The organism is Arthrobacter sp. SAFR-179 (genome assembly GCF_059414945.1).
In genome coordinates this window covers 501,280-525,576 of record NZ_JBPFDM010000001.1, presented here as the reverse complement: position 1 = coordinate 525,576, position 24,297 = coordinate 501,280, and the positions used below count along the sequence as shown (strand labels likewise).

Below are 24,297 nucleotides of genomic sequence, written 5' to 3'. Positions count from 1 at the left end.
TGCAGTTAAACAGCCGGAGCCGGGACCCAAAGGTCCCGGCTCCAGCTGTTCAGATCAGGCGTCCCGCTATGCCACCTCAGGCGGAAGCATCAGCTTCGCGCCGGGGATGGCGTTCAGCAGCGCCTTCGTGTAGTCCTGCTTCGGCGATTCGAAGACTTCATCCGTGGACCCGGTCTCCACCAGGCGGCCCTTTTCCATCACGCACACGTGGTCCGCGATCTGCCGCACCACCGCAAGGTCGTGCGTAATGAACAGGTACGTCAGCCCAAGGTTGGCCTGCAGGTCGGCGAGCAGGTTGAGCACCTGCGCCTGCACCAGTACGTCCAGTGCAGAGACCGCCTCATCACAGATGATGACTTCGGGGTCCAGCGCCAGCGCCCGGGCAATGGCAACACGCTGCCGCTGCCCGCCTGAAAGCTCGTTCGGATACCGCTGCATGGCGGACTGGGGCAGCGCCACCTGGTCCAGCAGCGTCCGGACTTTCTTCTCCCGGCTGGCCTGGTCCCCGATCTTGTGGACCCTTAGCGGTTCCTCGATGGTGCGGTAGATGTTGTACATCGGATCGAGGGAACCGTACGGGTCCTGGAAGATCGGCTGGACCCGCCTGCGGAACTTGAACAGTTCGGCCGGCTTCAGGGCGGAGGTATCCACCCCGTCAAACAGGATCCTGCCGTCCGTCGGCTTTTCCAGCTGGAGCACCATCTTGGCCACTGTGGACTTGCCGGACCCCGACTCCCCCACGATCGCCGTCGTGGTTCCACGCCGCACGTCGAAGCTCACGCCGTCGACCGCCGCGAAGTCCGTTGCCTTGCCAAGCCCCTGGCGCAGCTTGTACACCTTCCGCAGGTCCTGGATCTGCAGGAACGTATCGGACTTCAGCGTTTCTGCGGCGGGTGCCAGGAGGTCCGTCGTCTCCACACCCTGCTCCTTGGCCACCTGGATTCGGCGGCTGGCCAGCGAGGGCGCGGACTCAACGAGCCGCTTGGTGTAAGGGTGCTGCGGGTTCCGGAGCAATTCCAGCGAGGGCCCAGCTTCAACCACGCGGCCCTGGTACATAACCACCACTTTGTCTGCACGCTCGGCGGCCAGGCCCAGGTCGTGGGTGATCAGCAGGACCGAGGTGCCAAGCTCGTTGGTCATGGTCTCCAGGTGGTCCAGGATCTGGCGCTGCACGGTGACGTCGAGGGCCGAGGTCGGCTCGTCCGCGATCAGCAGGCGCGGCTGGCAGGAGAGGCCAATGGCAATCAGCGCGCGCTGGCGCATGCCGCCCGAGAACTCGTGCGGGTACTGGTTGGCCCGTCGTTTGGCATCCGGCAGCCCTGCCTGGGACAGCACCTTGGCGATGTCGTCCGGTCCGCTGGGACGGCCATTCGCCTTCAGTGTTTCCCTGACCTGGTAGCCGATCTTCCATACCGGGTTCAGGTTGGACATGGGGTCCTGCGGGACCATGCCGATGGTGTTGCCGCGCAGTTCGATCATGCGCTGCTCGGAGGCATGGGCGATGTCCTCGCCGTCAAGCAGGATCTGGCCGCCGGAGACCCTGCCGTTGTTGGGCAGGAGTCCGATGGCGGCCAGGGCCGTGGTGGACTTTCCGGAGCCGGACTCCCCCACGATTGCGACAGTCTCACCCGGCATGATGGTCAGGTGGGCGTCCCGGACAGCCTTGACTTCACCGCCGCCGGTCTTGAAGGTGATGGCCAGGTCACGGATTTCGAGCAGCGGCCTGACGCCGGTGGTGCCGGCTTCATCGATGCGGACTTCTGGAGTTGTCATCTCTTTTTCTCTCATCGCTGACGGCTCTTCGGGTCAAGGGCGTCACGCACGGCGTCGCCCAGCATGATGAAGCTCAACACCGTAAGGGAGAGCGCGGCGGCCGGGTAGAGCATGATTTCCGGCCTGGTCCTGATCGATGCCTGCGCACCTGCGATGTCATTGCCCCAGGACATGATGCTCTGCGGGAGGCCAATGCCCAGGAAGGACAGGGTGGCTTCGGCCACGATGAACACGCCAAGTTCCAGCGTTGCCAGGACAATGATCGGAGCCAGGGCGTTCGGCAGGACGTGGCGGATCAGTGCGCCGAACTTGGAAACGCCCAGCGCGCGTGCAGCGGTGACGAAGTCCGCGTTGCGCACTTCGATCACCGCGCCCCGGGTGATGCGGGCCATTTGCGGCCACGCCAGGAGCGAGATGACGAACACCACGGTCCATACGCTCTTGTTCTCGCGGAACAGCGGAAGCTGGGTGATCACCAGCGCGCCGAGCACCAGCGGCAGGGCAAAGAAGATATCGCCCAGCCGGGCCAGGACGGCATCGATCCAGCCGCCGTAGTATCCGGCCAGTGCGCCGAGGGTCACGCCGATGACCAGGACGCAGAGTACGGAGAGCAGGCCCACGGAAAGGGAGGCCTGCGTGCCGTGGATGACCCTGGAGTAGACGTCGCAGCCCTGGAAGGTGAAGCCGAACGGGTGCCCTGCGGTGGGGCCGGCCTCGGAGTTGGCGAGTTCACAGCCCTCGTTGGGCGGGGTGGAAGTGAAAAGGCCCGGGAACAGCGCAATCACGATCAGGGCAAGGATCAGCAGTGTGGAGATGATGAACAGCGGACGACGGCGGAGCTTGCGCCAGGCGTCTGCCCACAGGCTGAGGGGGGCCTGGTCCGTCTTGACGGCGTCCGTTGCCTGCAGCGGTGTCTCGTCGATGGGGGCCACGTAGTGGCTGTTGTTACTGGTCATAGCGGATCCTCGGGTCAAGCCAGGCGTACAGGAGATCGACAAGCAGGTTGGCCACCACGAACACCAGCACCAGCACGCTGACGATGGAGACGATGGTGGGGCCCTCACTGCGAAGGACAGCCTGGTAGAGCTTGTTGCCTACACCGGGAACGTTGAAGATGCCCTCCGTGACAATGGCACCGCCCATCAGGCCGCCAAGGTTGGCGCCCAGGTACGTCACCACTGGAATCAGCGAGTTGCGCAGGATGTGCGCCAGGACCACCCGGGGCCTGGAAAGGCCTTTGGCGGTTGCCGTCCGAACGTAGTCGGCGTTCATGTTTTCGCTGACCGATGCACGGGTCAGTCGGAGGACATAGGCGAAGGACACCAGACCCAGGACCACTGCCGGCAGAAGCAGGGTTACCCAGTTGGCATTGGCGCCCACGGTGGGTTTGGCCCAGCCGAGCTGAACTCCAAAGACGAGCTGGAAAACGAAGCCCAGGACAAAGGTGGGGACGGCGATAACCACCAGCGAGGCCACCAGCACGGTGGAATCGAACCAGCCGCCGCGGCGCAGGCCCGCGAAGACGCCGAACGCCACGCCGAAGACGGCCTGGATGGCCAGTGCCTCGATGGCGAGCATGGCCGTCACGGGGAACACACGGGCAAGGCTTGCCGCGATGGGCTGGCCGGTGAAGTCATTGCCCAGGTTGAAGGTAAAAAGGTTCTTGAGGAACAGGCCGTACTGGACCCAGAACGGCTGGTCCAGGTTGTACTGGCTGCGCAGGGTGTCGATCACTGACTGCGGGGGCTGGCGGTCGCCGAACAGCGCGGCGATGGGATCGCCCGGCAGGGCGAACACCATGTAGTACACCAGAAGGGTAGTGCCGAGGAAGACAGGGATCACCTGAAGAAGTCGGCGCAAAATGAACCGGGTCACAGGATTACCTGCCTTCCGGTAAGGGGGAGAACGCGTTCATGAGTGCCTTCCTGCCGCTTGCAAGCCAATGGGGGCCCGGACGTGACCGGAACCCCCATCAGCTTTCGGCAAGTTAGATCTGGGACTACTTGGCAGTGATGCCGTAGTACAGGATGCCGCCGTTCCAGCCGGTTTCGGCCTTCACGATGTTGTTGCTCCAAACGATCGGGCGTGCCTGATCCCAGAGCGGCAGGCCGGGCAGGTCCTGGAACAGGATTTCCTGTGCCTGGTTGAACTTGCCGTTGGCTTCATCCGTGCTCTTGGCAGCCAGGCCCTCCTTGAGGAGCTTGTCGAACTCGGGGTTCGAGTACTTCTCGTAGTTGGAGGAGGCGTTGGTGGCCCAGACCGGTCCCAGGAAGTTGTACAGCGACGGGTAGTCGCCCTGCCAGCCCGCGCGGGTCAGGCCGGGCAGCTGCTGGGACTTGCGGAGGTTCAGGACTTCAGCGAACTTGGCGAAGGGCTGGATTTCAGCCTGGATGCCCAGGTTGTTCTTGAAGCCGTTGGCTACGGCGTCGATCCATTCCTTGTTGCCGCCATCGGTGTTGGAGGCAATCTGAAGCGGCTTGGAGTTGTCGTACGGCTGGATCTTCTCAGCCTGTGCCCACAGGTCCTTGGCCTTTGCGGCATCGAACTTCAGGACTTCGCTGCCCTTGAGGCCTTCCTTGAACCCGTCAATGACCGGCGGGACGAATGCCTTGGCCGGGGTGCGGGTGCCGTTGAAGACCACCTTGGCGATTTCCTCGCGGTTGATGGCGTAGGACAGTGCCTGGCGGCGCAGCTTGCCGGCTTCACCCTGGAAATTGGGGTTGTACGGCGGGATGTTCAGCGTGGAGTTGGTGGCAACCGGCTTGGTGGCATTCCGGTCCGGGAAGTCAGCAACGTAGGTCTTCAGGGCGTTGGACGGAAGGACATCGGTGATGTCCAGGTTGTCAGACTGGAGGTCCGTGTATGCGGGGCCCGGGTCGGTGTAGAACTTGAAGGTCACGCCGCCGTTCTTGGCCTCACGCGGTCCCTTGTAATCGGCGTTCTTGACCAGGGAGATGGACTGGTCGTGGACCCAGGAACCCTGCTTCTCGAACTTGTAGGGACCGTTGCCCACGGGGTTTTCACCGAAGGTCTTGGGGTCAGTCAGCGCGGCGGACGGAAGCGGGAAGAAGGCGGAGTAGCCAAGGCGCAGGGACCAGTCGGCTTCAGGCTGGGCGAGCTTGACGGTGATGGTGGAATCATCGGTTGCTGCCAGGCCGGACATGGTGTCGGCCTTGGGAGCCGGCGTGGTCTTGGTCTTGCCGTCAGCACCCTTCTCCGAGTTCACGGCCGAAACATCTTCGTAACCGGCGATGGACTCAAAGAAGAATCCGTTGTTCTGCAGGTTCTTGGAGTTGGCTGCAAAGTTCCAGGAGTCAACGAAGGTCTTCGCCGTGATGGCTTCACCATTGGTGAACTTCTGGCCCTGCTTGACCTTGATGGTCCAGTTCTGGGCGTCCGAGGACTCGATGGAGTCGGCCAGGGCATTGACGGGCTTGCCGCTGGCGTCGTACGTGCGCAGGCCCTCGAAGAGGAGCTCGACCACGCGGCCGCCGTAGACCTCATTGGTGTTCGCCGGCAGCAACGGGTTTTGTGGCTCGTTGCTGTAGGCGGTGATGACCTTGTTCGGATCCCCGGCAGCAGTGCTGGACCCGTCAGTGCTGCCGCCGCCGCCGGCGCCGCACCCGGTCAGGGCAAGCGCGGCGATTGCCACGATGCCCAGTGCTTTGGAAGTGCGCGTAAAACGCATTCCGCCTCCTATGAGTTGTGGGAGAGATATATAGGGGAATCTTGTGCTTCCCCGCAGGCCGGACGCAGCTCACCGCTGTGACGAAACCTACATAATACGAGTTAGCCTAACCGCACGAAGTCCAGATACTGGTACTCCGTTGCCAAAACGTGACCGGGGCAGTGAAATGCCCCAAGTCACAGCAATCAGTTAGGCACGTCACATGCTACTCGCCGGTAGGCCGGACGGCGAATCGGCAGGGTGAAGGGTCCGCAAGGGGCGGAAGGCCCAAAGGTGACGCGGCTGAATCAGGACAGCCGCCAGTCCCATACGTTCCACCACACGCCGAGGGGGCCAGGACTGGTCTTGATGCCGGCCACGCGCGAATTGAAGGCGGTAGTGCCAAGGGTTTGGTAGAGCGGCAGGCCGTACGCGTCCTCCCACACATGCTTGTCGATGTCGGCCAGGAGTTCATCCTGCCTGCCCAGGTCCGTGGTCGCGGCCAGTTGCTCCATGACCTTGTCCGCGTCGCCGTCGGAATATCCCGTGAAGTTGCTTCCTGCCCCGGTCCGGAAGATCTGCGGCACCCGGCTGACGCCGGCTTCCGTGCCAATCCATCCGGACAACGCAGCGTCGTAGCCGCCGCGGCTGAGCGCCGCTGCCCAGTCGGCACTCCCCTGCCCGCCGTCGGACACGCGGAAGCCGGCCAGCGCAGCGGAGTCGCGGATCAGGGCAAACGCCTTGGCACGGTTGGGATTGTCCCGGTTATAGAGGATGCGGACGGTGGGGGTGGCACCCTTCAGGAGCCGCTTTGCGGCGTCGACGTCCACCTTGGCGTAGTTCGAGGAGCCGTTGTTCTTTACGGTTTCGTCGTATTTTGGCTGTCCTGGCAGGAAGACGTGGGAGTCCAGCGGCTTGCTGTCCGGGACCTGGGTCCCCACCACTGCGTCCACGATTGCCTGCCGTGGAACCGTCATGAGGAATGCTTCCCGGACGTCCTTGGTGGCGAAGGGTCCGGCGAAATTGAGGTCCAGGTGGTCGTAGCCGGACTGTTTGTACCGTTCCACGGTGATGCCCTGGCGCGACAGTCCCGTGAGCAAGTTGTCCGTGGCGGCTGACGGCTGGGGCGAAATGATGTCCGCCTGGCCGTTGCGCAGGGCATCGACGGCGGCGGGCACCGCCCCGGTGAACCTGACATTGATCTCGTCCAGCCAGGGTTCGGCACCCCATACGTAGTCCCGGTTACGGACAAGTTTCATGGAAACTTCCGGCACGATGTCGCGGACAATGTAAGGTCCGCTGGACAGATAGATCGCCGGATCGTCGGGAACGGACTTTGCATCGAACCCGGTGTTCCAGAAGTCGCTGACTTTCTTGAGCTCAGGGTGTGATGCAGGCTTTTCCGGATTGCCGCGCGGGGTGTCCTTGAGGAGCTGGACCAGGTCCTCCTCGTCGTTCAGGCCGCTCTTGGCAGCGACGACGTGCGCGGGCAGTCCGACGTCGAACGCCACCTCCCAGTCAGCGTACGGCGCGGCGTACTCGATGGTGATGGACCGGCCATCGGACCCGACCTCGGGAAACAGGGTGCCCGCCAGTCCGGTGGTGTCAGAGGCTACCGAGAAGTACTTGGTTCCCTTCCCTGCGGCTGGATCCAGGTCGTCGAAATAGCCCGACCCGGCGGCCCAGCTCAACAGGAGGTCCGCTGCGCCGATCTGTGCACCGTCTGACCACTTGACGCCCTCGTTGACCGTGTACTTCACCTTGAGCGGCTCGTCGGAAACCTTCTCGAAGTGCCCGAACTTGTCGTTGCGGACAACCTTGGAGCTGTCGTCGAGGTAGAAGAAGCCCGAGTGGGTGATGGCACCGATTTTCGAATTGATGTCGGTATTGCCGTTGGCGCTGTACGGGTTGAACGAGGAGAAGGCATTGACCTCTGCCACGGTCACGCTGCCGCCGCGCTTTGCCTCCCCCACCACAACGGACGGGGCACTGGTTCCCGAGCACCCCGAAAGAACCAGGGCAGCCACCACCGCGGCGATGAGCAATTGCATCAGACGCCGGACCGGCATGCCGCCTCCTTGTGTTTTCCCTCCCAGGAGGGGACTGGGTCGCCACGATCACGCCCTGCAGATTCAGGATAAGCCGTCCGGGCGGTCAGACGTTGAAGCGGAACTCCACCACGTCGCCGTCGGCCATGACGTATTCCTTACCTTCGATGCGGACTTTGCCGCGGGACTTTGCCTCAGCCATGGAGCCAGCCTCCACAAGATCCGCGAAGGACACCACCTCGGCCTTGATGAACCCGCGCTGGAAGTCGGAGTGGATGACGCCGGCGGCCTGCGGCGCCGTGTCCCCCTGCCGGATGGTCCAGGCGCGTGCTTCCTTGGGCCCGGCGGTGAGGTAGGTCTGAAGCCCCAGAGTGTGGAAGCCGACGCGCGCCAGCTGGTCCAGGCCGGATTCGTCCTGGCCGTTCATTTCAAGCATCTCGCGGGCTTCTTCCTCGTCCAGTTCCACGAGGTCTGCTTCGAGCTTTGCGTCCAGGAAGATGCAGTCCGCCGGGGCAACCATGGCGCGCAGTTCCTCCTGCTTTTCCGGGCTGCCCAGAATGGCTTCATCCGCGTTGAACACGTAGATGAAGGGCTTGGCCGTCAGAAGCCCCAGCTCCTTGAGGTGCTCCATCTCCAGCTTGTCGCTCTTGATCGAGGAATAGATGGTGTCGCCCCGCTCCAGCACAGCCTGGGCGGCTTTGATGGCGGCAAGCTCGGCGGCCTCCCGCTTCTTGATCTTGACTTCTTTTTCGATCCGCGGGATCGCCTTTTCGATGGTCTGCAGGTCGGCGAGGATCAGCTCGGTGTTGATGGTTTCCATGTCCGAGCGGGGATCCACTTTGCCGTCAACGTGCACCACATCGGGGTCGTCGAAGACCCGGACAACTTCAGCGATGGCTTCAGCCTCCCGGATGTTGGCCAGGAACTGGTTGCCCAGCCCCTCCCCCTCGGACGCACCCTTGACGATGCCTGCGATGTCGACGAAGGACACGGCGGCAGGCAGGACACGCTGGGAGCCGAAGATCCCGGCGAGCTTCTGGAGCCTGGGGTCCGGGAGGTTCACGACACCGACATTGGGTTCAATGGTGGCGAACGGGTAGTTCGCGGCCAGGACCTGGTTGCGGGTAAGCGCGTTGAAGAGGGTTGATTTGCCGACGTTGGGCAGTCCGACGATGCCAATAGTAAGAGCCACGAGCATTGATTCTACCCGCCGGGCCCCTGGAGGCAGTACCGGCGGATGTCACTGCCTGTGATTGTCAGAGGCCCGTGCAACAGTGAAGCCATGGATGCTTTCGCCTTGATTCTGGCCCTTCTCATGCTGCTGCTGGGCGCGCTTGCCGGCGCCGCTGCCACTTACTTCTCACTGCGCAGGAACTCCCATGCCCTGGAGGCAGACTTTGACCAGGTGTCGTCCCGCCTTTCAGAGGTCACGGCGCAGCTGGCAGCGGCCGACGCCGAGCGGCGGCTTTTGGCGGTACAGAACCGTGAGCTGGGTGAGGCCAGGACGCAGGACGGCAGCGTCCTGCGCGCCCTGGCTCCGGTGGCCGAAAAGCTGTCCGCGGTCCAGCAGCAGGTGGCACTGCTGGAGCGGGACCGGGTGGAACAGTACGGCCAGCTGGCACAGCAGCTGCAGGAGGCAAGGCTTTCCGATGAGCAGCTCATCCGGTCCACGCATGCCCTGGAGTCTGCCCTGCGTTCCAACAGCGCCAGGGGCCAGTGGGGCGAGGTGCAGCTGCGGCGTGTAGTGGAGGCCGCGGGGATGCTTCGCCACGTGGACTTCGTGGAGCAGGTGCACAGCGCAGGCCACGATTCGGCTGTCCGCCCCGACCTGGTGGTCCAGTTGCCGGGCGACAAGCAGCTGGTGGTGGACGCAAAAGTCCCGCTCTCGTCCTACCTTGAGGCGCAGGAACTGGGGGCGGTGGACCCGCGCGCTGGCCAGCCGTCCGGGCTGCAGTCTGCCAACGACGGGCGGAACCGGCAGGCCCTGCTGGCAGCGCACGCCAAGGCGCTGAGGGCGCACGTCGACGCGCTGGGCACAAAGAAGTACTGGGACATCCCGGGGAACTCTCCGGAACTTGTGGTCTGCTTCATCCCGGCCGAATCCATCCTCGCTGCAGCCCTCACGGCCGACGCCGGGCTCCTGGACCACGCGTTGTCGCGCAACGTGGTCCTGGCCTCCCCCAGCACCCTGCTGGCCGTACTGAAGTCCGTGGCGTTCACCTGGCGCCAGGACGTCCTGACGGACAGTGCACGCGAGCTGTTCGAGCTCGCGCGGCAGCTGTACGACCGGATGGGAACCCTGGGCGAAAACGTGAGCAAACTGGGCTCATCCCTGAAGTCATCGGTGGACCGCTACAACGCGATGGTGGGCACCCTGGAAGCCCGGGTCCTGCCCACGGCACGGAAACTCAACTCCCTCGAGGAGTCCGGGTTGGTGACACCTCCGGTGGTGGAGGTGGCCCCCCGCGCGCTGGTGGCGCCCGAACTCCAGGGCGACGAGGAAGCAGCCTGACAAGGGACCGCGAGTGCAGGATGGGCCGGGCAGTTGGTTAACTGCCCGGCCCATCCTTTTACTTCTGCCGGATGCCGGCTCCTGGATACAGCCGCCGCTCTGTCAGCTGCGGGGCCTGCGCCCGCCCAGCGCGCGGCTGACGTCGCCGGCCTGCTTCAGGGTGGCGCGGAGTTCCTTGGGCAGCGAGAACAGGAGGTCCTCCTCTGCGGTGACCACTTCCTCCACCGCGCCGTAGCCGTAGTCGGCCAGCAGCCTCAGGACGTCCTGCACCAGTACCTCCGGAACGGAAGCCCCGGACGTGACGCCCACAGTGGCGACGCCCTCGAACCAGGCTTCGTCAACCTCGTTGGCGAAGTCCACCCGGTAGGAGGCCTTGGCGCCATACTCGAGTGCCACCTCCACCAGCCGGACGGAGTTCGATGAGTTGGCCGAGCCGACCACGATCACCAGGTCCGCCTTGGGCGCAATCTTCTTGATAGCCACTTGGCGGTTGGTGGTGGCGTAGCAGATGTCGTCGCTGGGCGGGTCCTGCAGGGTGGGGAACCGCTCCTTGAGCAGCCGGACGGTTTCCATGGTCTCGTCTACGCTCAGGGTGGTCTGGGAGAGCCAGATGACCTTCTCGGGGTCGCGGACGGTGACCTTATCCACTTCGTGGGGTCCGTTGATGATCTGGATGTGCTCCGGTGCTTCACCGGAGGTGCCTTCCACTTCCTCGTGCCCGTCGTGGCCGATCAGGAGGATGTCGAAATCGTCTTTGGCGAAGCGGACGGCTTCCTTGTGCACCTTGGTAACCAGCGGGCAAGTCGCATCAATGGTGCGCAGTCCGCGGTTTTCGGCAGATTCCACCACTGCCGGGGACACTCCGTGGGCAGAGAAGATCACCAGTGCGCCTTCGGGCACTTCGTCCGTCTCGTCGACGAAGATGGCACCCTTTTCCTCCAGGGAGCTGACCACGTGCACGTTGTGGACGATCTGCTTGCGCACATAGACGGGCGGTCCGTAGTGTTCCAGCGCCTTTTCGACGGCGATCACGGCCCGGTCAACGCCTGCGCAGTAGCCGCGGGGGGCAGCCAACAGCACCTTCTTGGCGCCGTTGACGGGGGCGGCAGCTGCTACGTCCTCAGGCGAGCGGCGCCTGCGCGGAATGGTTGGCATCGAGAGGGATACAGCCGAGGTGGTCATTCCTCCATGCTACCGGCTGGTCCGGGCCCGTTTCCGGGATGCGAACAAGGTCACAACGGCTGCCGCCACCAGGACGCCGCCCGTCACCGCGGCCGTGGTGATCCATATCTGGAAATCGGCGCCTGCCGCGGCAAGGAACTCGTCACGGAACATGTTGGCCACAGCATTGCCGGTGTCCGTTGCCTGTGCCCGCTCGGAGCCCAGCTGCAAGCCCAACCCCCACAGCCCGGCGAGGGCCAGGCCCCCAAGTCCGGCGGCCAGCAGCACTGTCCAGCGGCGGCGGGCCGCCACGAGGGCCAGCAGGAACGCCACGGCCGAACCGATGGCCAGGATGTAGCCCATGGGCGCATACGTTGCCAGCCGCTCGGTCCACTCCTTTTGCGCGGGCTGGCCCACGTTGATCAGCGTTTGCTCCGGCGGGTCCAGCGGGAGCCGGGTGGTGCGCGAAATCTCCTCCGAACCAAGGGAAACTAACGGGGCGACGTCGAGGGTCAGCGAGGATGTCGAGGCACCGTCCTGGGAACCGGCAGGGTCCGCGAAGCTGAGGCGGTGGCTCTTGCGGAGTGTCTCCTCCCAGGCCGCCGGATACCCTGGAAGCCCGGTCAGCGACTGCGCTGCCTTCTCAAGCATCGGCTGGACCAGCCCGGAGAGAAAACCTGGAACTGATCCGGTATCGATCGTTCCCACCGCCGCCGTGGCCAGCTTCCGTTGGAACTCCGAGTCCTTGCCCAGCGGTGCCGCAAGACGGACAAAACCATCTTCCTGGACCACGTTCCGGTCCACCCAGATGGCGGGAACGGCAACGGCGGCCAGGAGGATGCCCAGCACGGTGGCGACGGCGGAAACAAAAGTACGCACAGCAGGTCCTTCGGGGTTGGGGGGCCTTACCCCATCCTAGGCAGGGTCGAAGGGCCTTCCGTGTCAGTCCCCGGTGCTAGACCTTATGGATAAGGTTGATTGACCGCCAACAACAGATGAAGGACCGCATGCCCGCAGCACCAGCCTCCCACCGGCGTCCGCATGTCTGACCAGGCCTCCCTTCCAGGTACGGCGCCCACTACCCTGCCGGCCACTGCAGCGGAGACAAGCCCGGATAACCCCTGGCCGCTGCAGCTGCTGTCGCAGAAGCTCAAGGCCCATATCGACCGCACCCCGTCTGCATGGGTGGAAGGCCAGGTCATTGAGCTGAACCGTCGCGGCACCAACGCCTACCTCACACTTCGCGACGTGGATGCGGAGGTTTCCCTTCCGGCATCCGTCTGGACCAAGGTGCTGGAACGGCAGAACCTTCCGCTGGAGCGTGGTTCGCGGGTGGTGGCCCTGCTGAAACCGGAATTCTGGCTGAAGACGGGCCGGCTCAACATGCTGGTGCGGGATATCCGGCCTGTGGGCCTGGGCGACCTGCTGGCCAGGATTGAGCGGTTGCGCCAGGCCCTGGCGGCTGAGGGCCTGTTTGCCGAGTCCAGGAAGAAGCCCCTGCCCCTGCTGCCGCACCGGATCGGCCTCATCACGGGCCGCGATTCGGACGCAAAGAAGGACATCCTGCGGAACGCAGCCCTGCGCTGGCCGGCGGTGGAATTTGAGATCCGCGAGGTTGCCGTCCAGGGGAATACCGCGGTGGCCCAGGTGGTCCGCGCCCTGCGTGACCTGGATGCCCGGCCGGAGGTGGACGTCATCGTTATCGCCCGCGGCGGCGGCGCGCTGGAGGACCTTCTGCCCTTCAACAGCGAGGACCTGATCCGGGCCGTGGCTGCTGCCGCCACCCCCGTGGTGAGTGCCATCGGGCATGAGGCAGACCGCCCGCTGCTGGATGATGTTGCCGACCTTCGGGCCTCCACCCCCACTGATGCCGCCAAGCGGATCGTTCCCGAGGTCTCCGAAGAACTTGCCGGCGTGCGCCAGGCGCGGGAGCAGCTGCGGCGGTGCATGGAGCGACTGGTGGACCGGGAGTCGGACCGGCTGATGGCACTGCACTCCCGCCCGGTCATGGCCGCGCCGGAGGGCATGGTCTCAGTCCGGGCAGAGGAAATCGAGCGGCTGCTGCGGCGCTCCTCCGCTGCAGTGAGTTCCACGGTGGTGCGTGCGGCCGACCAGCTTGAGCACCTGAAGGCCCAGGTCCGCGCCCTCTCACCGCAGAAGACCCTGGACCGGGGATACGCCGTCGTCGAATTGGCGGGAGACCAGGCCGCCCGGATTGCCCAAGCGGGCCACGCTGTTGTCCGCCGTCCCGCCGACGCGCCGGCGGGGGCGGCCCTGTCCATCCGTGTGGCGGAGGGCCGTTTCGGCGCCACGTCCACCGGCGCCACATCCACCGTGGCGCACGCAGGAAACGCAGACCACCAGCAGGAATTGGAAGAGAAGGCATGACAGAACAGAAACCAGAGTCCGACGTCGCAGCCCTGAGCTATGAGGAGGCGCGGGAGCAGCTCATCGCAGTGGTGGGCAGGCTGGAAGCAGGAGGGGCAAGCCTGGAGGAATCCCTGGCACTGTGGGAACGCGGCGAGGCACTGGCCGCAGGCTGCGAGGAGTGGCTGGAAGGCGCGCGGAAGCGGCTGGCAGCGGCCCGGGATCAGCCGCTCTAACCACCGGAAAGAACTGGAACCGGCAGCACCCGGGCCAGGGGGTGTCAGGAACGCGCCACGAGCTCCCGCTCGGCAGCGACGTCGAATTCGGCCTTGGGCCACTCGAGCGACATGTCTGACAAGGCGCCGAGCAGCAGCTGCTGGACGGCAATCCGGGCAAACCACTTCTTGTTCGCCGGAACAACGTGCCACGGCGCATTCGGCGTGCTCGTTTCGTCGATGGCCGCCTGGTACGCGGCCATGTAGTCCTCCCAGTGGGCCCGCTCGTCCAGGTCGCCCCGGCTGTACTTCCAGTGTTTGGAGGGATCATCCAGCCGGGCCATCAGCCTTTCCTTTTGCTCCGCACCGCTGATGTGGAGCATCACCTTAACGACCTTCGTTCCCGAGTCCCCCAACCGCGCCTCGAACTCATTGATGGCCACGTAGCGCCGCTTGATCTCGTCCGGGCTGGCCCAGCCGTGGACACGGTGGATCAGCACGTCCTCGTAGTGGGAGCGGTCGAACACACCCACCATCCCGGCGGCCGGTACTTCCTTTTCGATCCGCCACAGGAAGTCGTACGACTTTTCCTCGTCCGTGGGGGCCTTGAACGCCTTGAACTGGACGCCCTGCGGGTTCATGGCGGCCATGACGTGGTTGACGATGCCGCCCTTGCCGGCGGTGTCCATAGCCTGCAGGATCAGCAGGACCCTTTTGGTCCCGCCGAAGCGTGATTCGGCAAAGAGCTTTTCCTGCAGTTCGGAAAGTTCATCGTCCATCTCCGTCAACAGCAGCCTCCCGTCGGCCTTGTTGCCGCTGTACCCCGGTGTTGACCCGGGATCCACCGCGGCAAGGGAGAACCCCTTCCCTACCCGAAGGGTCTCTGCAGGGTGCTGGTCAAAGCCGACGACGCGGGCCATGGGAGTCCTTTCCGCAGGATGCAACGGACCGGCGGGCCCGTGAGCACAGGCTAGTTCCCCTGGTACCTGCTTAGGAAGTCCCCCATGCGGCCAATGGCCTCTTCAATGTCCTTGACATTGGGCAGCGTCACCATGCGGAAGTGGTCCGGGCGCACCCAGTTGAAGGCCCGGCCGTGCGAGACCAGGATTTTCTGTTCCCTGAGGAGGTCGAGGACAAATTTCTCGTCGTCCCGGATGTGGTAGACCTCCGGGTCAAGCCGGGGAAAGAGGTACAGGGCTCCCCTGGCCTGCTGGGTGCTGACGCCGGGAATGGCGTTCAGCATGTCGTACGCCTTGTTGCGCTGCTCCAGGAGCCGGCCGCCGGGGAGGATCAGGTCGTTGATGCTCTGGTAACCGCCCAGCGCCGTCTGGATGGCGTGCTGGGCCGGGACGTTGGCGCACAGGCGCATGTTGGCGAGAAGGTTAATGCCCTCCAGGTAGTCCGCAGCGTCCTTCTTGGGCCCTGAAATCGCCATCCATCCTGCGCGGTAGCCGCAGACCCGGTAGGCCTTGGAAAGCCCGCTGAAAGTCAGGCACAGGACATGGTCGTCGGTGAGCTTGGCAAGGTTCACATGGACGGCATCCTCGTACAGGATCTTCTCGTAAATCTCGTCCGCGAAAATTACCAGGCCGTGCTTATGCGCCAGGTTAACGATCCGTTTCAGCGTCTCTTCCGGATACACCGCACCCGTGGGGTTGTTCGGGTTGATGACCACGATGCCCTTGGTGCGTGGCGTGATCTTGGCTTCCAGGTCATCGAGGTCGGGCTGCCACCCGGATTCCTCGTCGCAGAGGTAATGCACCGGCTTGCCGCTGGCCAGTGCCACGGACGCCGTCCACAACGGGTAATCGGGGGTTGGGATCAGGACTTCGTCACCGTCGTCCAAAAGGGCCATGAGGGACATGGTGATGAGCTCGCTGACGCCGTTGCCCAGGTAGATGTCATCGACATGGATGTTCTGGATGCCACGGGTCTGGTAGTACTGCGAGACGGCGGTGCGCGCGGAGAAAATGCCGCGGGAATCGCTGTAGCCCTGGGCGTGGGGCAGGTGCCGGATCATGTCCACCAGGATGGCGTCCGGCGCCTCGAAGCCAAACGGGGCCGGGTTCCCGATGTTCAGCTTGAGGATGCGGTGGCCCTCCGCCTCCATCTGCTGGGCGGCCTGCAGGATGGGTCCACGGATGTCATAGAGGACGTTGTTGAGCTTCGTGGACTGCCTGAATTCTGCCATCCCTCAAATATGCCACAGGAAGGATGGACGGCCGTTGAGACGTCTGCCACATGGACGACGGCGGCTGCCGGGCCCTTGCAGGTCCGGCAGCCGCCGTCGTCATCACCAATTTGTTGCCTGCCCACGCAGGCAGGGAACGTGTTACTTAACGATGCCCTTGTCCTTCAGCCAGGCGGTTGCCGCCGCCTTGGCGTCCTGCTTCTGGCTGCCACTGACAGCCCGGTTGAGGTTGATCAGGTCATCGGTGGTCAGCGTGCTGGACACGGAGTTCAGCGCCTGCTCGGCCTTGTCCGTCATCTTCGCCTTGTTGTACAGCGGGAGGACCTGCTGGGCGATGAAGTTGTTCTTCGGGTCCTCCAGCACCACAAGGTCGTTGTCTGCGATGGAAGGTGTGGTGGTGTAGATATCGGCCACCTGCACCTTGTCCTCCAGCAGCGCCTTGAGCGTCACCGGACCGCCGCCGTCGCTGAATGGCTCCAGCTTCTTGGGGACGCAGTTGTAGTTCTTCTTCAATCCGGGCAGGCCGTAGGCGCGCTCGGCGAACGTGGCCGGGGCCCCCACCACGATTTCGCTGCAGACCTTGGCGAGGTCCTCGATGGACTTCAACTGGTATTTCTCGGCGGTTGCCTTGGTGACAACCATGGCGTCCTTGTCCTCGGCTTTGGACACGTCCAGTACGCCCAGGGCGTCCGGCAGTTTGCCGGGCAGCGCCTTGGCGATGTCAGCGGCGGAGACTTCCTTGGCTTCCTTGTCTACGTACAGCAGCAGGTTGCCGCTGTAATCCGGCACCACGTCAACGGACCCGTCCTGGACCGCCTTGAAGTAGACCTCGCGGGAGCCGATGTTCGGTTTGGTAGTGGCGGTGATGCCATTGGCGTTCAAGGCACCGGCGTACAGCTCGGCGATGATCTGGCTCTCCGGGAAGTCGGCGGAACCCACCACCAGCGATGTTGCCCCACCCGATGCGCCGCTGCTGGATGCAGGTGGGTTCTTCAGCGGGTCGGACGAGCCTCCACATGCGGACAATGCCACTGCCAGGCCAAGCCCGGCGGCCAGGCCGCTGAACGCCCGCCTGCCAAGGCGCTGGGGACGGCTATCTTTCATGACTTACCTCCTTGTACAACAGTCTCCGCAACAACGGGGTCTGTGAGATCAACCGCAGCCTCCTGGCTGCGGTAGGACAGCTTCAAGGCGCCCCGGGTCAGGAACAGCCTCTGGAAAAGGGACAGGACGAGGTCGACGGCGATCGCCAGCACCGCGATCAGGAGGGAACCTCCCAGCATTTGGGGGAAATCGCTCAGGACAAGGCCGTCGAAGAGATAGCGGCCCAGGCCGCCAAGATTGATGTAGGCGACGACGGAGACGGTGGCGATCACCTGCAGCACGCCGGTCCGGAACCCGCCGAACATGACGGTGAGCGCGTTGGGCAGCTCGGCCCGGAACAGGACCTGCAGTTCAGTCATCCCCATGGCCCGCGCCGCGTCCACCACGTTCCGGTCCACGCTGGAGATGCCGGCGTACGTTCCAGCCAACAGCGGGGGCACGGTGAGGATCACCAGCGCCCAGATAGGCGGCATCAGCCCAATTCCGGCCAGCAGCACGAACAGGGTGAGCAGGCCAAGGGTGGGAAGGGCACGCAGGGCTCCCGCCAGCGCGACGACGGCCACCCGGCCCCTGCCGGTATGGCCGACAAAGAGCCCCACTGGGACGGCGATGGCAGTGGCGATCAGCATCACGAGCCCCGTGTACTGCAGATGCTCACCCAGCCGGGCGGGGATGCCCATGCTTCCGGACCAGTGCAGCGGGTCGGCGAGCCAGGCGAAGGTATCGGAAAAGACGTTGCTCACGCTGTTTCTCCCGCCATGGCCGTCCCCGGCTTCGCTGCGGCCGGCCCAACGTTGTCCCCATGGGAGCGGCCCCGCCGCGTTCCTGCCCGCTCCCATGGGGTGAGGATGCGTTCCAGCAGGACGAGGAGAGCATCCATCACCAGCGCGAGGACCAGGATGGCCACGATCCCCACCACCACCTCGGTGACGAAGTCACGCTGGAGTCCATCCGTGAAGAGCATGCCCAGGTTGCCGACACCCAGCAGGGCCGCAACGCTGACCAGCGAGATGTTGCTGACGGACACCACGCGCAGCCCGGCGAACATGACCGGCAGGGACAGCGGCAGGTCAACCTGCAGGAACCGGGCCAGGGGCTTGAACCCCATGGCCTGGGCGGCCTGGCTGACGTCCGCGTCGACGGAATCGAAGGCATCCAGGGCGGCGCGGACCAGAAGTGCCACCGCATAGATGGTCAGCGCCACCACCACGTTGAGGGGATCCAGGATCCGCGTGCCCAGGATGGTGGGCAGGATGATGAACAGGGCCAGCGAGGGAATGGTGTAGAGGAGTGAGGATGCCGTCAGCACCAGGGAGCGGAGTGCCCTGTTCTTCCGTGCCAACTGCGCCAGCGGGATGGAAATCAGCAGGCCCAGGACCATGGGAATGAGTGCCAGCACCAGGTGCTGGCCGCCGCGCTCCAGGATCATGCCGGTGTTGGCCAGGAACCATTCCATCAGAGGGCAGCCTGCCGCACCTGGCGCGCTTCTTCGATCAGTGCCAGGACCTCACCGCCGCGGACCACGCCCAGGACCCTGCCGTCGGGATCCACGGCAACACCGAGGCCCGACGGCGAGGACAGGGCGGCGTCCAATGCCCGCCGCAGGCTCTCCCCGGGGCGGAACAGCGACCCGCCCGGAACGAGCTCGGTCTCGGTGCCCGGCGCGGACCATCCCTGGGGGTGCATGTCCGCGTCCACCACCAGCTGCCAGTCACCTGCAGCGCTGGAATCCGACTCAACTCCTGACGGGGAGCGGACAATCGTCGGCACGGGATGGATGGCCACGCCGTCGGACGGGGTGAAGCCCAAGTGGCGGAAGCCACGGTCCCGCCCCACGAAGGACGCCACGAAATTGTTGGCCGGCGCCCGCAGGATTTCCTCCGGGGTGGCATATTGGGCCAGCTTGCCGCCAGTTGCGAAGACGGCAACCTTGTCGCCGAGGATGGTGGCCTCGTCGATGTCATGCGTCACGAACACAATGGTCTTGGCCAGGTCCTTCTGCAGGCGCAGCAGTTCCTGCTGGAGTTCGTTCCGGACAACGGGGTCCACCGCGCTGAACGGCTCATCCATGAGCAGGACGGGCGGGTCGGCGGCGAGCGCGCGTGCCACGCCAACGCGCTGCTGCTGGCCTCCGGAAAGCTGGGACGGGTACCGCCCGCCCAGGGAGTGCGCCAGGCCCACCACATCCAGGAGCTCCTCCGCCCGCCTGCGGGCGTCGGCCTTGGAGACGCCGTTCAGCCGGGGAACGGTGGCGATGTTGTCCAGGACGGAGCGGTGCGGCAGCAATCCCGCCGACTGCATCACGTAGCCCATGGAGCGGCGCAGTTCCGCCGCCGGAACCGAGGTGACATCCCGGCCGTCCACGGTGATGGTCCCCGAGGTGGGTTCCACCATGCGGTTGATCATCCGAAGGGAGGTTGTTTTACCGCAGCCGGAGGGGCCCACGAAGACCGTGACGGCCCCTTTTGCGATGGACATGGTGAGCCCGTCCACCGCGGGCTGGCCGCCCGGGTACTGCTTGGTGACGCTCTGGAACTCGATCATCGCCTGGTCCATGGTGCGGACTTACCTGTTCTCTTGGACGGGCTGTTGAAAGCACCGTGACCTTGCCATCAGCACGCTGATAGTTACGCTAGCCCAAACGGGGGCAGGCTTCAGCAGGTGGAGCCCTAATCCCCGCAAAGGAATCCCTACTGTGACCATTCGGTACCCATATGCGTACGGATGGGTAGCCCAAGCCGGGCAGGCCTAAAGTGGAGGCGTGACCAACTTGGAAGTTTCACCCCAGCAGGAAGTTTGTCCGCCCGCCCCTTCGGGAGGGACGTCGGGCCCCTGCCTCCAGCTGTGGCCGGAACGCGAGGTGCCCCTGGGCGGGGTCCGCGCCATGAACGTCAAGCGCACCCTGCCCCAACGGGGACTTCCCACGATCGGGGCCTGGTGCTTCCTGGACAGCTTCGGACCGGACCGGACCGCCATGTCCGTCCTCCCCCATCCCCATATCGGGCTGCAGACGGTGACCTGGCCGCTTGCGGGGCACATCCGGCACCGGGACAGCGTAGGCAGCGACGTGGTGGTGCGTCCCGGGGAGCTGAACATCATGACCGCAGGGCACGGCGTGTCGCACTCAGAGTTCGCCGTGCTTCCCGCCGGCGAAGAGTTGCCATTGCAGCGGGGCCTGCAGCTGTGGGTTGCCCTTCCGGACGGGGACCGGCACCGGGAGCCGGCATTTGAACAGCACCGGGAGCTGCCGCGCGCCGCCGGCCACGGCTTCACGGCCACCGTCATGGTGGGGGAACTTGCAGGCGTGGTGTCCCCCGCCACAGTGTTTTCGCCGATTGTTGGCGCGGACGTTTCCTGTGAGGGGGATGCAGTGCTGCCGCTGAGCCCCGGCTTTGAGCATGGCATCCTGGTGCTCGACGGCGGCCTGGCGGTGGACGGGCAGGACCTGCCGGCGGGTCCGCTGGGCTACCTGGGCACCGGCCGCAGCGAACTCCGGCTGGAGGCCCGCCCCGGCACGCGGTTCCTGCTGATTGGCGGTGAGCCGTTCGGCGAGGAACTGCTCATGTGGTGGAACTTCGTGGGCCGTACCCATGACGAAGTGGAACGGGCCCGGGAGGATTGGGAAGCGCAGGCAGCGCTGCCGGACGTCGAAACGGCGGCCGCCCGTTACGGCCTGGTGCCCGGCCACGGTCCTGATGCCGGAGCGGAGGCCGGCCGTATTCCCGCTCCCCCGCTCCCCGGCGTCCGGCTGACGCCGCGAAAGCGCACCGTCGATTAACTAACGTGTCGGCTGACCCGCGTGTCTGCCAACCCGCTGCCGGAAGCCATGGTCAATCGCCCGATCGCCGTCAGGCCGGCTCTGCCAGGAGCTGCAGGACACCGAACACAGGTTCCTGGTCCAGGACCCTGACGTCCGTGATGCCGTCTGCTTCAAGGTTCCGGCGGAAGGATTCCTGCAGCGGTGCCACGTTCATGCCCAGCCCGCCACCCAGGATCACGGGGCCCTGGATCTTCAGCTGGCCCAGCACCTGTCCGGCCAGCGCAGCAAGGTCCCGGCCGGCCTGGTCCAGCAGCTCTGCACTGTCCTGGTGCCCGGCGGAGGCCGCTTCCACAACGTTCCTGGCCTGTTGCGCCCAGAAGCGCCGCCCCGTGTCCGGGGAGTGGAACAGGGCAATCAGCTTGTTGGGGTGGTCCAGTCCGCAGGATGCCAGGAGGGCTGCCGTGAGCTGGTCAATCGGCAGGCCCTGGTTCATCCTCCGCAGGCTGTGCCGTACCGCTTCCCTGCCCAGCCAATAACCGCTCCCTTCATCCCCCAGCAGGTATCCCCAGCCGCCTGCCCTGGCCTCGCCGCCGTCGGCGTTGCGTCCCCAGGCGGCTGAGCCGGTGCCGGCAATTACCGCCACTCCTGTGTTGGCACGTCCCGCCGCCAGCAGCAGGCGGGAGTCGTGGACCACGGTGATGCTGGCCTCGGGGGCGAGTGGCTGGATCAGGGCAGCCAGGGCGGCGGCGTCGTCGTCCGTATCGATGCCGCCGGAGCCCGCGTAGACCCGGTCCACGCGCCCGCCGCCGATCCTGCCGAAAAGCTCCGCCAGGTTGCGGGCTGCCTGGTCGCGGCTGACGTTCTGGACATTGGAGCTTCCCGCAGAATCGTCAGCGACGGGGATTCCGTCCTCAAAGCGGACGCCGTGCGTCTTGGTGCCGCCGATGTCCAGCCCGATCGTAATGCCGTGCAGTGGAGTGTCCGGCGAGCCCGCGGCGTGCTGAACAGGAGGGGTGGAGGGGTTCTGGGTGTTCGTCACGTCACAAGGGTACTTGCGGCGTGGCTTTGGGGCGCGGCGCATACCCTTCGTGACAGCCGCGCCCTTGGCGGCCGCCGTGAATGATGGCCCGTTCAGCGGCCGGCCCTGGTGACCAGCCCGGCCAGCAATCCGGGCCCCTGCGCAACCACCAGCTCACGGAAGAGCCTGGCCGGAACGGGTTCGGTTTCGGGTTTGCGCCGCCGCCAGCTCACTCCGACTTCCCGGAAGGCGAGCGCGGAGTCCAGCGGCACTTCCACCCAGCCCAGGTCTCCTGTCTCCGGGCGCAGGGTCCTGCCGGGGGCATCCCCGCCAGGCGGCAGGATGCTGACGCCGAGGCCGGCCGAGACCAGCCCACGGACGGTGTGCGAATCCTGGCTTTCGAACGCGATCCGTGGCCGGTAGCCTGCTTCCCGGAACAGCGCGTCGGTCAGCGAACGCAGTCCGTATCCGGGGCCCAGCGCAACGAACGGCTCCGTCCGGATATCGGCCATCCGCGCAGTGCGCTGCCGGGCCAGGGGGTGGGCGTGGTGCACCACCAGCCGGAGCGGCTCGCGGTACAGGGGTGCCGAATCGAGGTTTTTGCCCGGGGGCGCCACGGGAGCGGTGAGGGCCAGGTCGGCTTCTCCCGACGACAGCTCGTCAAGGCACGCGCTCCGGGCACCCTGGCTGAGCCGAAACCCGGTCCCGGGGTGCCGGGCACGGAAGGCGCTGATCAGCAGCGGCAGGGTGGCCTCGCCGAACGTGTGCTGGAAAGACACGGACACAGTGCCCCTGACCACCTGGGACTCATTCCGGACCAGGTCCAGGCCGGCCTGGAACTCCGCGAGCGCCTGCTCGATGTAGGGCAACAGGGTGCGGGCTGCCGGAGTCAGGCGGACACCGCGGCCGTCCCGGGCCAGGAGTTCGGTGCCGACGGCGGCGCTGGCCCTGGCCACTGCCCTGCTCACCGTTGATTGGGGTACTCCGAGGAGTTCCGCCGTCTCCGTCACATGTTCAGTCCGGCCCAGTTCGGCGAGTATGGGCATGAGCGGCAGCAGCTGCGCCAACTGCCTGCGATCCGGTTCCATCACAGCTCCCCTGCCTCTCCGCCGGACGCCTCCGCTACCGGAAAACCGTTCCGTTATTGATATGAGTGTGGCACGAAGTATGCATTGGAGGCATCCATTGCCGGACGGCTACGCTGGCTTGATGCCACAGAACGCGAGCCCCGGCACCCAGGCTTCCCCCGCCTGGAACGGCCATCCCAAGGGGTCGCGGTCCTACGGGCGGATCCTGGCCGGCCTGTCCTGCGCAGGCGTTGCCACCTTTGCGCAGCTTTACTCCACGCAGGCGGTCCTGCCCCTCCTGGCGGCCGATCTCCAGGTCACCGCCGCCGAGGCTGCCCTCACCATCTCCCTGGCCACCGTCGGGCTGGCTGCCACCGTCATTCCCTGGTCCTTCCTCGCAGACAGGATCGGGCGCGTAAAGGCAATGATGTGGGGCATCTCGGCAGCCACCGTCCTGGGACTGCTGGTGCCGCTGTCCGCCAGCTTCGGCATGCTCCTGGTCCTGCGGCTGCTGGAGGGCATGGCACTAGGCGGCATCCCCGCCATCGCCATTGCCTACCTCAACGAAGAAGTCAGCAAAGCCCACGCCGCGCTTGCAGCGGGAAGCTATGTTGCCGGCACCACGTTGGGAGGACTGTCCGGCCGGCTTGTGGCCGGTCCCGCCGGCGAACTCTGGGGCTGGCGGTCGGCAGCCCTGGCCGTTTCCCTGCTGGCGACCCTTGCCGCCGTCGCCTTCCTGGTCCTCGTGCCGAGGGCCCGGGGATTCGTCCCGGCCCGCGCCGGCTTCCGCAGCGCCACCCGGACACTCGGAGGACACCTCCGGAACATCCGGCTGCTGGCCCTGTACGCCCAGGCCTTCCTGATGATGGGCGGATTCGTGGCCGTCTACAACTACCTGGGCTTCCGGCTCTCCGGCGCCCCGTTCGGGCTGCCCGCTACCGTGATCAGCCTGATCTTCCTGGCCTATCTGTCCGGCACCTTCTCCTCCCGCTGGGCAGCGGGAATGACTTCCAAGTACGGGCGCCGGAACGTACTGCTGGGTGGACTGGCCCTCGCCGCCGGCGGACTCGCCCTGACCCTCACCTCCTCCCTGGTGCTGATCCTCACCGGCCTGGTGGTGTTCACCGGCGGATTCTTCGCCGCCCACAGCATCGGGTCCGGCTGGACTGGAGCCATCGCCAGCACCGGCCGTGCGCAGGCGGCATCGCTGTACAACCTGGCTTACTACCTGGGATCCAGCCTCCTGGGCTGGGCCGGCGGCCTGGTCTTCCAGGCCTGGGGCTGGAGCGCACTCGCCGGAGCCGTGATCGTCCTGGCGTGCCTCACCGCCGCAACTGTCGCCGTCGTGCATTCGGGTCCGGAAACTGCCGCTCGCTGACCCTGGCCCGAATTAAGCGGCTTCAGCGGCGGCGGG

At 65.5% G+C, this 24,297-nt stretch carries 21 protein-coding genes; 5 read left to right on the top strand and 16 right to left on the bottom strand.

All coding sequences use genetic code 11. The features are described 5' to 3' along the window. Positions 1-66: 66 nt before the first annotated feature. The 6 genes from ACR65K_RS02630 to ychF form a co-directional block, all read right to left on the bottom strand. Positions 67-1,773 (bottom strand): dipeptide ABC transporter ATP-binding protein, encoded by a 1,707-nt coding sequence (locus ACR65K_RS02630; RefSeq protein WP_440151232.1) that lies wholly within the window; start codon positions 1,771-1,773, stop codon positions 67-69. Positions 1,774-1,784: 11 nt separating this feature from the next. After that, a complete protein-coding gene (locus tag ACR65K_RS02625) occupies positions 1,785-2,729 on the bottom strand; it encodes an ABC transporter permease (RefSeq protein WP_056334589.1) in 945 nt (314 codons plus the stop codon). Beyond that, positions 2,719-3,648 (bottom strand): ABC transporter permease, encoded by a 930-nt coding sequence (locus ACR65K_RS02620; protein WP_056334587.1) that lies wholly within the window; start codon positions 3,646-3,648, stop codon positions 2,719-2,721. Before ACR65K_RS02620 ends, ACR65K_RS02625 begins: the two co-directional genes overlap by 11 nt. Positions 3,649-3,772: 124 nt before the next feature. Continuing rightward, on the bottom strand, positions 3,773-5,461 hold the full coding sequence (locus tag ACR65K_RS02615) for a peptide ABC transporter substrate-binding protein (RefSeq protein ID WP_440151231.1): 1,689 nt from the start codon (positions 5,459-5,461) through the stop codon (positions 3,773-3,775). A gap of 287 nt (positions 5,462-5,748) precedes the next feature. Further along, positions 5,749-7,509, bottom strand: coding sequence for an ABC transporter family substrate-binding protein (locus tag ACR65K_RS02610; RefSeq protein WP_056334581.1), 1,761 nt, complete (start codon positions 7,507-7,509; stop codon positions 5,749-5,751). Between the two features lie 85 nt (positions 7,510-7,594). Next, on the bottom strand, positions 7,595-8,680 hold the full coding sequence (ychF, locus tag ACR65K_RS02605) for a redox-regulated ATPase YchF (RefSeq protein ID WP_056335475.1): 1,086 nt from the start codon (positions 8,678-8,680) through the stop codon (positions 7,595-7,597). A 90-nt stretch (positions 8,681-8,770) separates the two neighbouring features. On the opposite strand from ychF, the gene ACR65K_RS02600 reads away from it, so the two are divergent. Continuing rightward, positions 8,771-10,000 carry a DNA recombination protein RmuC gene (locus tag ACR65K_RS02600; RefSeq protein WP_056335472.1) on the top strand — a complete coding sequence of 410 codons (1,230 nt, stop codon included), beginning with the start codon at positions 8,771-8,773 and terminating at the stop codon, positions 9,998-10,000. 102 nt (positions 10,001-10,102) lie between these two features. On the opposite strand, the gene ACR65K_RS02595 is transcribed toward ACR65K_RS02600, so the two are convergent. Next, positions 10,103-11,182 (bottom strand): 4-hydroxy-3-methylbut-2-enyl diphosphate reductase, encoded by a 1,080-nt coding sequence (locus ACR65K_RS02595; protein WP_056334578.1) that lies wholly within the window; start codon positions 11,180-11,182, stop codon positions 10,103-10,105. Between the two features lie 9 nt (positions 11,183-11,191). Next, entirely contained in the window at positions 11,192-12,040 is an 849-nt protein-coding gene (locus ACR65K_RS02590) for a hypothetical protein (protein WP_440151230.1), read from the bottom strand. Positions 12,041-12,202: 162 nt separating this feature from the next. Here ACR65K_RS02590 and xseA point away from each other — a divergent pair, with 162 nt between their 5' ends. Then, complete coding sequence (gene xseA, locus ACR65K_RS02585; RefSeq protein WP_440151229.1) at positions 12,203-13,549, top strand: exodeoxyribonuclease VII large subunit; 1,347 nt, start codon at positions 12,203-12,205, stop codon at positions 13,547-13,549. Then, a complete protein-coding gene (locus ACR65K_RS02580) occupies positions 13,546-13,764 on the top strand; it encodes an exodeoxyribonuclease VII small subunit (protein ID WP_440151228.1) in 219 nt (72 codons plus the stop codon). The genes xseA and ACR65K_RS02580 overlap by 4 nt, the downstream gene beginning before the upstream one ends. 44 nt (positions 13,765-13,808) lie before the next feature. Here ACR65K_RS02580 and ACR65K_RS02575 read toward each other — a convergent pair whose 3' ends face one another. From ACR65K_RS02575 to ACR65K_RS02550, 6 genes are all read right to left on the bottom strand, one after another. Next, positions 13,809-14,663: a polyphosphate kinase 2 family protein gene (locus tag ACR65K_RS02575; RefSeq protein WP_440151227.1), complete on the bottom strand. Its 855-nt coding sequence runs from the start codon at positions 14,661-14,663 to the stop codon at positions 13,809-13,811. Positions 14,664-14,713: 50 nt separating this feature from the next. Next, positions 14,714-15,934, bottom strand: a complete 1,221-nt coding sequence (locus ACR65K_RS02570) for a pyridoxal phosphate-dependent aminotransferase (RefSeq protein ID WP_056334559.1) — start codon at positions 15,932-15,934, stop codon at positions 14,714-14,716. Positions 15,935-16,075: 141 nt separating this feature from the next. Beyond that, on the bottom strand, positions 16,076-17,038 hold the full coding sequence (locus tag ACR65K_RS02565; protein ID WP_440151226.1) for an ABC transporter substrate-binding protein: 963 nt from the start codon (positions 17,036-17,038) through the stop codon (positions 16,076-16,078). Next, positions 17,035-17,781, bottom strand: coding sequence for an ABC transporter permease (locus tag ACR65K_RS02560; RefSeq protein WP_056334554.1), 747 nt, complete (start codon positions 17,779-17,781; stop codon positions 17,035-17,037). The genes ACR65K_RS02565 and ACR65K_RS02560 overlap by 4 nt, the downstream gene beginning before the upstream one ends. Beyond that, positions 17,778-18,494, bottom strand: a complete 717-nt coding sequence (locus ACR65K_RS02555; RefSeq protein ID WP_440151225.1) for an ABC transporter permease — start codon at positions 18,492-18,494, stop codon at positions 17,778-17,780. The genes ACR65K_RS02560 and ACR65K_RS02555 overlap by 4 nt, the downstream gene beginning before the upstream one ends. After that, positions 18,494-19,594, bottom strand: coding sequence for an ABC transporter ATP-binding protein (locus tag ACR65K_RS02550; protein WP_440151224.1), 1,101 nt, complete (start codon positions 19,592-19,594; stop codon positions 18,494-18,496). Before ACR65K_RS02550 ends, ACR65K_RS02555 begins: the two co-directional genes overlap by 1 nt. 205 nt (positions 19,595-19,799) lie before the next feature. Between ACR65K_RS02550 and ACR65K_RS02545 the strand changes: the two genes are divergently transcribed. Then, complete coding sequence (locus ACR65K_RS02545) at positions 19,800-20,816, top strand: pirin family protein (protein WP_440151223.1); 1,017 nt, start codon at positions 19,800-19,802, stop codon at positions 20,814-20,816. A 70-nt stretch (positions 20,817-20,886) separates the two neighbouring features. On the opposite strand, the gene ACR65K_RS02540 is transcribed toward ACR65K_RS02545, so the two are convergent. Both ACR65K_RS02540 and ACR65K_RS02535 read right to left on the bottom strand, forming a co-directional pair. Continuing rightward, positions 20,887-21,837 carry an N-acetylglucosamine kinase gene (locus ACR65K_RS02540; RefSeq protein WP_440151222.1) on the bottom strand — a complete coding sequence of 317 codons (951 nt, stop codon included), beginning with the start codon at positions 21,835-21,837 and terminating at the stop codon, positions 20,887-20,889. A 92-nt stretch (positions 21,838-21,929) separates the two neighbouring features. Continuing rightward, a complete protein-coding gene (locus ACR65K_RS02535) occupies positions 21,930-22,904 on the bottom strand; it encodes a LysR family transcriptional regulator (RefSeq protein WP_440151221.1) in 975 nt (324 codons plus the stop codon). A gap of 121 nt (positions 22,905-23,025) precedes the next feature. On the opposite strand from ACR65K_RS02535, the gene ACR65K_RS02530 reads away from it, so the two are divergent. Beyond that, entirely contained in the window at positions 23,026-24,261 is a 1,236-nt protein-coding gene (locus ACR65K_RS02530; RefSeq protein ID WP_440151220.1) for an MFS transporter, read from the top strand. The last annotated feature ends 36 nt before the right edge of the window (positions 24,262-24,297 follow it).

Excerpts from the sequence above, each read along its gene's own strand:
- ACR65K_RS02630 (WP_440151232.1), bottom strand. The coding sequence starts at position 1,773 with ATGACAACTCCAGAAGTCCGCATCGATGAAGCCGGCACCACCGGCGTC.
- ACR65K_RS02625 (WP_056334589.1), bottom strand. The coding sequence starts at position 2,729 with ATGACCAGTAACAACAGCCACTACGTGGCCCCCATCGACGAGACACCG.
- ACR65K_RS02615 (WP_440151231.1), bottom strand. The coding sequence starts at position 5,461 with ATGCGTTTTACGCGCACTTCCAAAGCACTGGGCATCGTGGCAATCGCC.
- ACR65K_RS02610 (WP_056334581.1), bottom strand. The coding sequence starts at position 7,509 with ATGCCGGTCCGGCGTCTGATGCAATTGCTCATCGCCGCGGTGGTGGCT.
- ACR65K_RS02600 (WP_056335472.1), top strand. The coding sequence starts at position 8,771 with ATGGATGCTTTCGCCTTGATTCTGGCCCTTCTCATGCTGCTGCTGGGC.
- ACR65K_RS02595 (WP_056334578.1), bottom strand. The coding sequence starts at position 11,182 with ATGACCACCTCGGCTGTATCCCTCTCGATGCCAACCATTCCGCGCAGG.
- xseA (WP_440151229.1), top strand. The coding sequence starts at position 12,203 with ATGTCTGACCAGGCCTCCCTTCCAGGTACGGCGCCCACTACCCTGCCG.
- ACR65K_RS02580 (WP_440151228.1), top strand. The coding sequence starts at position 13,546 with ATGACAGAACAGAAACCAGAGTCCGACGTCGCAGCCCTGAGCTATGAG.
- ACR65K_RS02575 (WP_440151227.1), bottom strand. The coding sequence starts at position 14,663 with ATGGCCCGCGTCGTCGGCTTTGACCAGCACCCTGCAGAGACCCTTCGG.
- ACR65K_RS02570 (WP_056334559.1), bottom strand. The coding sequence starts at position 15,934 with ATGGCAGAATTCAGGCAGTCCACGAAGCTCAACAACGTCCTCTATGAC.
- ACR65K_RS02565 (WP_440151226.1), bottom strand. The coding sequence starts at position 17,038 with ATGAAAGATAGCCGTCCCCAGCGCCTTGGCAGGCGGGCGTTCAGCGGC.
- ACR65K_RS02555 (WP_440151225.1), bottom strand. The coding sequence starts at position 18,494 with ATGGAATGGTTCCTGGCCAACACCGGCATGATCCTGGAGCGCGGCGGC.
- ACR65K_RS02550 (WP_440151224.1), bottom strand. The coding sequence starts at position 19,594 with ATGGACCAGGCGATGATCGAGTTCCAGAGCGTCACCAAGCAGTACCCG.
- ACR65K_RS02535 (WP_440151221.1), bottom strand. The coding sequence starts at position 22,904 with ATGGAACCGGATCGCAGGCAGTTGGCGCAGCTGCTGCCGCTCATGCCC.
- ACR65K_RS02530 (WP_440151220.1), top strand. The coding sequence starts at position 23,026 with ATGCCACAGAACGCGAGCCCCGGCACCCAGGCTTCCCCCGCCTGGAAC.